Below are 7,895 nucleotides of genomic sequence, written 5' to 3'. Positions count from 1 at the left end.
CGCCACCGACAAGGACGCCCAGAAGCTGAAGCTGGTCGAGCACGAGGCCTACGCCAACGGCCTGCAGAAGCAGGTCTTCGACGTCGTCCGCTGACCGCGTGCAACTGCCCTGCGGACAGGGCAGGTTCACGCCTCATCCGGCCTGTTCCTTGCTGTAGGTCAGACTCTCCCCGCCGCTCCTCTTCGCGCGCTTGAGCCGCCCGTCCGGCAGCAGCGTGACCTCGGTGGCCTCGCCCGGATTGCAGGACGAGACCGGCTCGCCACTGGTGACCGTGGACGGCCCCAGCTCCAACGGCCCGTCGGCGCCGGGCTCTTCGGTGAGCGTGGCCTCGAAGACACAGTGATAGGTGCCGCCGGCGTCGGTGGGCCCGTCGGCGACGAGGTCCAGCACGGCGTCGCCCACCTTGCCCTGGCGGATGGTGAGTTCGCGGCTGCTGGAGCCGCTGGCGGTGTCGATGGAAGTGCGCCAGGTGCCCAGGTACCCCTCCGGGATCACCCCGTCCGCGGAGGCGGAGGGGGACGGCGCCGAGGTGGCCGGGCTGGGCGCGCCGGACGTGGTCGCCGAGGGCGGTGGCGCGCCCGTGGTGACGGCGGTGGGCGCGGGGCCGGCGGCACCACCCCCCTTGTCATCGCCGCCACCCTTGTTCATCAGCGCGTACACCGAGCCCCCGGCGCCGAGCGCGACGATCAGCGCGACGACGACGAGCAGCACGGTGGACCGCCCACTCCGCCGCGCGGGTTCCTGCGGAGCTTCGACGGGGGACGGCCCGTAGGGCGGCATCCCGTACGACTGCTGCGGGTGCTGCTGCGGATACCCGTACGCCGGCGCCCCGAACGACTGCTGCGGATACCCGTACGCCCCGCCGGGCGCACCGTACGCGGGCGGCGGCGGCATCGAAGGGGGTCCGGGCGGCGGCGCAGGCCCGGAAACCACGGTCGGCACATGATCGCCGACAGGAGGCCCGGAAACCCCGTCCCCCACAGCGGCATGCTCGCCGGAGCCGACACCGGGCCCACCGGCGCCACCCGCGCCCGACGCCGACGCCGAAAGCGGATCCTCCGCGTCCAGCAGTTGCACCGCATGTCGGCCCAGCTGCGCGACCAGCGCCCCCGGCAGCCAGGGATCCCGCGAGCGGCCCTCGGCCACCGTGTCCTCCGCCCCGGTCCGCTCCAGGATCGTCGCCAGGCCCGGCCGCGCCGCCGGATCCTTCCGCAGGCACTCCCGCACCAGGTCGGCGATCCCCTCGGGCACCCCCGACAGGTCCGGCTCCTCCTGTGCGATCCGGAACATCAGCGCGTGCGCCCCGCTGTCGGCATCCCCGAAGGGCATCGCACCGGTGGCCGCGTAGGCCAGCACGGACCCCAGGCAGAAGACGTCGCACGCGGGCGTGATCCGGTCTCCCCGCACCTGTTCCGGCGCCATGAACGCCGGCGACCCGACCAGCGACCCGGTACGCGTGAGCCCGTCCCCGGCCAGCGTCTCCATCGCCCGCGCGATCCCGAAGTCGATGACGCGCGGCCCGTCGATGGTCACGAGCACGTTGGACGGCTTGAGGTCCCGGTGGACGATCCCGGCCGCATGGATGTCCTGGAGCGCGTGCGCGAGCCCGGCCGCGAGGATCCGTACCGACCGCTCGGGCAGCGCCCCGTGGTCGTGGCCCACGACCTGCTGCAGGCTCGGCCCGGCCACGTACCCGGTCGCCACCCACGGCACGGCCGCCTCGGTGTCCGCGTCCAGCACGGGCGCGGTCCAGTGCCCTCCGACCCGCCGCGCGGCCTCCACCTCCTGCCGGAACCGCGCCCGGAACTCCTCCTGCTGGGCCAGCTCCTCGCGGACCAGTTTCACGGCGACGGTACGACCCCGGTCCGACCGGGCGACGTACACCTGCCCCATACCGCCCGCACCCAGCCGCGCCAGCAACCGGTACCCCCCGATCCGCTGCGGATCCCCCGTTCGCAGCTTCTCCATCGCAGCCCCGCCCTCCCCCCACGCCTGTACAACGCACCGAGAATAGTGCGGCCGTACGGGGCGTCGGGTGGGCGTGTCTCTACGGTTCGGTAACAGCGGTCAGAGGTTCCGCGTGACCCACTCGACCTGTAGATCCACGTCCACCGCGTACGGCATCTCGATGCGCGGTCCCCCGGTACCGGAGAACACCCCGGAGCGTGTTGGGGTGGGTGAAGGTCACCGCCCCGTGCTCATTCCTGTCTCGGCTGTCCGAGCCGTGCGACAACCTGTCGCGGAAAGCCCCTGTCCACAGACAGGACGCCGATATCCATTCCGCATCGCGGACATTTACGCTCGCCCGCATGACCCCTCAGCCCAATCCCGAAGCCGGCGCCGCAGTGAAGGCCGCGGACCGTGCGCACGTCTTCCACTCCTGGTCCGCCCAGGACCTCATCGACCCGCTCGCCGTCGCCGGCGCCGAGGGGTCGTACTTCTGGGACTACGACGGCAACCGGTACCTGGACTTCACCAGCGGGCTCGTCTTCACGAACATCGGCTACCAGCACCCCAAGGTCGTCGCCGCGATCCAGGAGCAGGCGGCGAAGATGACGACCTTCGCGCCCGCGTTCGCCGTCGAGGCGCGCTCCGAGGCGGCCCGGCTGATCGCCGAGCGGACCCCCGGCGACCTCGACAAGATCTTCTTCACGAACGGCGGCGCCGACGCCGTCGAGCACGCGGTGCGCATGGCCCGGCTGCACACGGGCCGCCCGAAGGTGCTCTCGGCCTACCGCTCGTACCACGGCGGCACCCAGCAGGCCGTGAACATCACCGGCGACCCGCGCCGCTGGCCCTCCGACAGCGGCACCGCCGGTGTCGTCCACTTCTGGGCACCCTTCCTCTACCGCTCCCGCTTCTACGCCGAGACCGAGGAGCAGGAGACCGCGCGGGCCCTGGAGCACCTGGAGACGACGATCGCCTTCGAGGGGCCGGGCACGATCGCCGCGGTCATCCTGGAGACCGTCCCCGGCACGGCCGGGATCATGGTCCCGCCGCCGGGCTACCTGGCCGGGGTCCGGGAGCTCTGCGACAAGTACGGGATCGTGTTCGTCCTGGACGAGGTCATGGCCGGGTTCGGCCGCACGGGTGAGTGGTTCGCCGCCGACCTCTTCGGGGTCGTCCCGGACCTGATGACCTTCGCCAAGGGCGTGAACAGCGGTTACGTGCCGCTCGGCGGTGTCGCGATCTCCCAGAAGATCGCCGAGACCTTCGGCAAGCGGCCGTACCCCGGCGGCCTCACCTACTCCGGCCACCCGCTGGCCTGCGCCGCCGCCGTCGCCACGATCAACGTGATGGCGGAGGAGGGCGTCGTCGAGAACGCCAAGCGCCTCGGCGGGACCGTCCTCGCCCCCGCCCTCGCCGAGCTGGCCGAGCGGCACCCGAGCGTCGGCGAGGTCCGCGGCACCGGCATGTTCTGGGCGCTGGACCTGGTGAAGAACAAGGAGACCCGCGAGCCGCTGGTGCCGTACAACGCGGCCGGCGAGGCGAACACCCCCATGGCCCGCTTCACCGCCACCGCCAAGCAGCACGGCCTGTGGCCCTTCGTGAACATGAACCGCACGCACGTCGTGCCGCCGTGCAACGTGACCGAGGCCGAGCTGAAGGAGGGCCTGGCCGCGCTGGACGCCGCGCTCACCGTGGCCGACGAGTACACGGCGTAACGGAACCACCGCTGCCGCCGGAGACTCGAACGCGTAAGGTGGCGTGCTCGTAAGAGATCTCGAAAGAGATACGCGAGTACGCCATCCACGCGCGAGGAGAGACTCCGACCATGCCCGGCAACGGCGCCGTGACGCGCAGCACCCTGCGCCAGCAGATCGCGGACGCGCTCCGCGACGAGGTGCTGGCGGGGCGGCTGCGACCGGGCCGGGCGTTCACCGTGAAGGAGATCGCCGAGCAGTACGGCGTCTCCGCCACCCCGGTCCGTGAGGCGCTGGTCGACCTGTCCGCGCAGGGCATCCTGGAGGCCGACCAGCACCGCGGCTTCAGCATCCCGGAGTACTCGCTCTCCGACTACCGGAACATGATCGAGGCCCGCAGCCTGGTCACCGACGGCATGTTCCAGGCGCTCACCACCGGCCACCCGGCCTTCCGCACCCCGCCCGAGGACCCGCGCACGGCCGCATCCCTGGCCACCGTGCGCCGCCGCGGGGAGGAGGCCGCGCGGGCCGCCGCGGCCGGCGACCTCACCATCCTCATCGGCTATGACCTGCGCTTCTGGCGCGAGCTGAGCGCCCTGTTCGGCAACCCCTACCTCGGCGACTTCCTGCACCGGCTGCGCGTCCAGTCCTGGGTCTGCGCGGTCCAGCACCTGCTCCGCCTCCCCGACCTGCGCGGACACCTGTGGTCCGGGCACACCGAGCTGGTCGACGCACTGGCCCGCCGCGACGCGGAGGAGGCCCGTGCGGTCGTCGCCGCCGCCAACGCCCACTCCCTGACGCTGCTGGAACGCCTGACCGGGGAGTAGCCGGCCGATACGGTCCGCACGAGGGGAGTTGCTCCGGCTCCGCACCGATTACCCTTCCCTGACCACCTTCTGTGTGTGAGGAGCCCCCTTTGGCCTGTGACCTGTGGCTGGTACCGCTCGTCGACGTCTTGTGCCACACCCCGGACAACCCGTTCGCCGAGGAACTCGCGCACTACAACGAGGCGCTGGCGGCAGCCGGGCTCCCACCGGTGCCCGTGTACCAGTACATGCCGGGTCTGTCCGGCGAGGTCGCGCCCGTGGCCGGCTTCGACTACGACGCCCTGCACTTCCTGCGCCGGGCCTACCTGCTCCAGGTCTGCGGCCTGCCGGTGACCCCGGTGGACGAACTGGGCGGAGACTACGAGCAGTTGCTGGAGATGTTCGAGTCCACGGCCCAGCAGTCCCATCTGGTCTGGCATTACGACCACGCGGGCGCGTACGTCCCGGTCGACTTCCCGCACCCGCTCTCGAACGACGAACTCCTCGCGGGCGGCGGCCCCTTGGGCTCATCCCAGGCGCTCCTGCGCGAGCTGGAGTACGTCGCCCCCTCGATCGGCATCGACCAGGCCAACCCGCCGGCCGCCCCGGCCCCGCCGACGGCCCCCACGGAACTCGAGGAACCGGCCGTCCCGGCGCCGTACGACCCCAGCCCCTTCTCCCGCGAACGCCACGTGTGGCTCGGCCTGCACGCGGCAGCGACCCGCTCGCTGGCCCAGGGCTCGATGATCGTGTTCAGCTGAGCCTGAAGGTCCGGCAGGACGGCGCGAGGGGCGGCCGATACGTGACCGCCCCCCGCCGCTCGGTCAGAAGACCGGCGTACCGTCCTGCGTCAGCTTCCAGTTGGAGTCCGCGAAGTCGGCCGGGTCCAGCGTCTTCTTCGCCGTGACGTAGTCGATCATCAGCTGGCGGATCTCGTTGGTGGAGCTGTAGGCGATGTCGGCCGTGGCGATGTGCGGGTAGCCCGAACCGCCGTTCGCCCGGTAGTTGTTGACGGCCACCACGAAGACCTGGCTGTCGGAGATCGGGGCACCGTTGTACGTGAGGTTCTTGATCCGCGAACCCTCCGGCTGGGCGATGTCGATCTCGTAGTCGACACCCGCCGCCGTGTCGTACATGTAGTCCCAGAACTTGTTGGCGTTCGTGAGGGTCGCGGTGTCGACCTTCGTGCCGGACGGGACCTGGTGGTAGTACTTCGCCGCGTACTCCAGGTAGTCCTTGAGCTGGGCGCCCGTCAGCTTCTTGCCGTACAGGGTGTTGTCGTAGATGTAGAGGCCGGCGATGTCCTTGATGGTGACGCTGCCCTGCGGGATGTCGGCCGTGCGGCTGAAGGGGGCCGCGACCGAGACGAGCGGGAGGGCCGCGTCGGCCGTCGAGAGGCCCGACTTCACGGTCTCCATCTGCACCTTGTGGATGAAGTCCATGATCGGCACGTCCTTCCAGCAGGAGTCCGCCGCCGAGAGGTCCTGCGTGCAGGTGCCGACCGCCGTGTTGACGTACTTCACGACCAGCTCGTGGTCGGCCTCCAGGAGCTTCTTGATCTCCGCGTCCTCTTCCACGTCCTTCGGGTTGAGGGTCTGGGCCTTCTTGCTGGTGACCTTCCACTGCCCGTGGTGGAGTTCGAGCTCGAAGTCGAAGACGCTCAGGCGGAAGCCCCAGCAGTACGGCTCGGAGAGGAGCACGTCCTGGCCCGTCTGCGCGTTCTTGACGGTGTAGGACGGGACTTCGACGTGGGTGTGGCCGACGAGGATCGCGTCGATGCCCGGGACCTGCTCGGCGACGAGGTTGGAGGCGTTCTCCACGTACGGGAGCGAGTCGCCCCAGGACGAGGAGCCGTCCATGCCGGAGTGGTCGGTGAGGAAGACGACGTCACAGCCGAGGGCGCGCAGACGCGGGACGTACTTCTTCGCCTGCTCCACCAGGCCCGGGAACACCAGCTTCCCGCTGACGTTGTCCTTGTCCCACAGGGCGATGCCGGGGTTGGTGAGGCCGAGGATGCCGACCGTGATGTCGGGGGCGTCCGGCACGCAGATGCGCTTCACGGTGTACGGCCGGAAGGCGGGGCGCAGCGTCTTCGCGTCGAGCGCGTTGGCGCCGAGGAGCGGGAAGCGGCACTGGCGCTCGAACTTGCGCAGGGTGTCGATGCCGTAGTTGAACTCGTGGTTGCCGAGGGCGGCGGCGTCGTAGCGCATGTGGTTCATGGCGACGGCCATCGGGTGCTTGGGGCCGTCCTCGCCGTCGGTGCCCGTGATCGGGTCGACGCGGGCGAAGTAGTAGGCCAGGGAGGTGCCCTGGATGATGTCGCCGGCGTCGACGAGCAGGACCCGGTCCTCGCCCTTCGCCTCGCGCTGCTGCTTGATGAGGGTGGCGACCCGGGCCACGCCGCAGGAGTTGCCGGCCTTGTCGGTGTAGGGCTGGTCCTTGTAGTAGTCCCAGTCGAAGACGTGGCTGTGCAGGTCGGTGGTGCCCAGGATGGAGAACGAATAGGTGCGCGGCGCCCGTTCGTTCTGCTGGTCGTCCGCGTGGGCGGGGATTGCCGCGACGGTCCCCGCGGCGGCGACGGCCGCGCCGGTGACGGCCGACTTCTTCACGAACTCCCGGCGGTTCATGGGACTGACGGGCATACGAGGCTCCTGGGGCGCGTGCGACGGGGTCAAGTGCTGAGCCGTGCGGGACTACACGCGTAGATCGTGGCGTCCGCCAGAACCGCCGGAAACCAGGAGTAGGTCATGTCCAGGTCAAGGATCGGTCAACCCCCCCAGCCCGTAAGGAAGCCGACGCGCAGGGGCAACCCGATGTACCCCTGCGCGTGGTGCCGGAAGACGGGCCAGTGTCGCAGCCGGTCAGGCCGGGATGTGAAGCGAACGGGCGATCGAGTCGGGCGTGGCCGGCAGCGAGTTACCGGCCGCATCGCTGACGAGGATGTTGGTGTAGGACACGCCCTCCAGGAACAGCGACTGCCCCGCCGGGCATTTGAAGGAACCCTTGCCGAGCGGACCCGCCATCAAGCTCCCGGTGGTCTGCCCGTTGTTCACCGGAAGGTTAGCGGAGGCGACCACGTCGGCCTGCAGGGTCTCCTTGTTTCCTGCCTTGGGGTGGTTACCGCCGTTGTTGAAGCACTGGTAGACAGCGGTCGCGTTCGCCGTGAGCGTGATGTGGACGCTGGTCGTGCCAGTACCCAGGCCGACCTCCTTGAACGAGACGTCGAGGGTCCCGCCGCTGTCCACTGAGCTGTTCGCGAACAGGAAGTGCGGGTTGTCGGCGAGTGCCGGTGCGGCGGCCAGCACGGTGGTGCATGCGGCCGAGATGAGTCCGAGTGCGATGCGTCGCATGTTTTCTTCCTCTTGTCTGCCAGGTTCCTCGATTGGACCGAGGAAGCCGTGTCTTGCGAGAGGAGTCCTACCGCGCACAAGGAGAAAAATAGAC

The 7,895-nt window shown here is 70.1% G+C and carries 6 protein-coding genes and 1 pseudogene; 4 read left to right on the top strand and 3 right to left on the bottom strand.

The genetic code is table 11. From position 1 onward, the window contains the following. Positions 1–94 (top strand): annotated as a pseudogene (locus tag ACWD35_RS33150) (dihydrofolate reductase family protein); the annotation flags it as partial. A 39-nt stretch (positions 95–133) separates the two neighbouring features. Here ACWD35_RS33150 and ACWD35_RS33145 read toward each other — a convergent pair. After that, on the bottom strand, positions 134–1,969 hold the full coding sequence (locus tag ACWD35_RS33145) for a serine/threonine-protein kinase (RefSeq protein WP_451355034.1): 1,836 nt from the start codon (positions 1,967–1,969) through the stop codon (positions 134–136). A 341-nt stretch (positions 1,970–2,310) separates the two neighbouring features. On the opposite strand from ACWD35_RS33145, the gene ACWD35_RS33140 reads away from it, so the two are divergent. The 3 genes from ACWD35_RS33140 to ACWD35_RS33130 all read left to right on the top strand — a co-directional run bounded on the left by ACWD35_RS33140 (position 2,311) and on the right by ACWD35_RS33130 (position 5,212). Beyond that, complete coding sequence (locus ACWD35_RS33140) at positions 2,311–3,666, top strand: aminotransferase class III-fold pyridoxal phosphate-dependent enzyme (protein WP_451355033.1); 1,356 nt, start codon at positions 2,311–2,313, stop codon at positions 3,664–3,666. Positions 3,667–3,776: 110 nt separating this feature from the next. After that, entirely contained in the window at positions 3,777–4,472 is a 696-nt protein-coding gene (locus ACWD35_RS33135) for a GntR family transcriptional regulator (RefSeq protein WP_451355032.1), read from the top strand. 89 nt (positions 4,473–4,561) lie between these two features. Beyond that, the gene (locus tag ACWD35_RS33130; RefSeq protein ID WP_451355031.1) at positions 4,562–5,212 is read left to right on the top strand and encodes a hypothetical protein; all 651 of its coding nucleotides are present in this window, start codon (positions 4,562–4,564) and stop codon (positions 5,210–5,212) included. 63 nt (positions 5,213–5,275) lie between these two features. Here ACWD35_RS33130 and ACWD35_RS33125 read toward each other — a convergent pair whose 3' ends face one another. After that, positions 5,276–7,093, bottom strand: a complete 1,818-nt coding sequence (locus ACWD35_RS33125) for a bifunctional metallophosphatase/5'-nucleotidase (RefSeq protein WP_451355030.1) — start codon at positions 7,091–7,093, stop codon at positions 5,276–5,278. Positions 7,094–7,312: 219 nt separating this feature from the next. Then, positions 7,313–7,801, bottom strand: a complete 489-nt coding sequence (locus tag ACWD35_RS33120; protein ID WP_451355029.1) for a hypothetical protein — start codon at positions 7,799–7,801, stop codon at positions 7,313–7,315. Positions 7,802–7,895: the final 94 nt, after the last annotated feature.

The organism is Streptomyces sp. NPDC002671, assembly GCF_053592475.1.
Note: the sequence above shows the minus strand (reverse complement) of the source record. Positions and strands in the feature narration are given on the sequence as shown.

Excerpts from the sequence above, each read along its gene's own strand:
- ACWD35_RS33120 (WP_451355029.1), bottom strand. The coding sequence starts at position 7,801 with ATGCGACGCATCGCACTCGGACTCATCTCGGCCGCATGCACCACCGTG.
- ACWD35_RS33145 (WP_451355034.1), bottom strand. The coding sequence starts at position 1,969 with ATGGAGAAGCTGCGAACGGGGGATCCGCAGCGGATCGGGGGGTACCGG.
- ACWD35_RS33135 (WP_451355032.1), top strand. The coding sequence starts at position 3,777 with ATGCCCGGCAACGGCGCCGTGACGCGCAGCACCCTGCGCCAGCAGATC.
- ACWD35_RS33140 (WP_451355033.1), top strand. The coding sequence starts at position 2,311 with ATGACCCCTCAGCCCAATCCCGAAGCCGGCGCCGCAGTGAAGGCCGCG.
- ACWD35_RS33125 (WP_451355030.1), bottom strand. The coding sequence starts at position 7,093 with ATGCCCGTCAGTCCCATGAACCGCCGGGAGTTCGTGAAGAAGTCGGCC.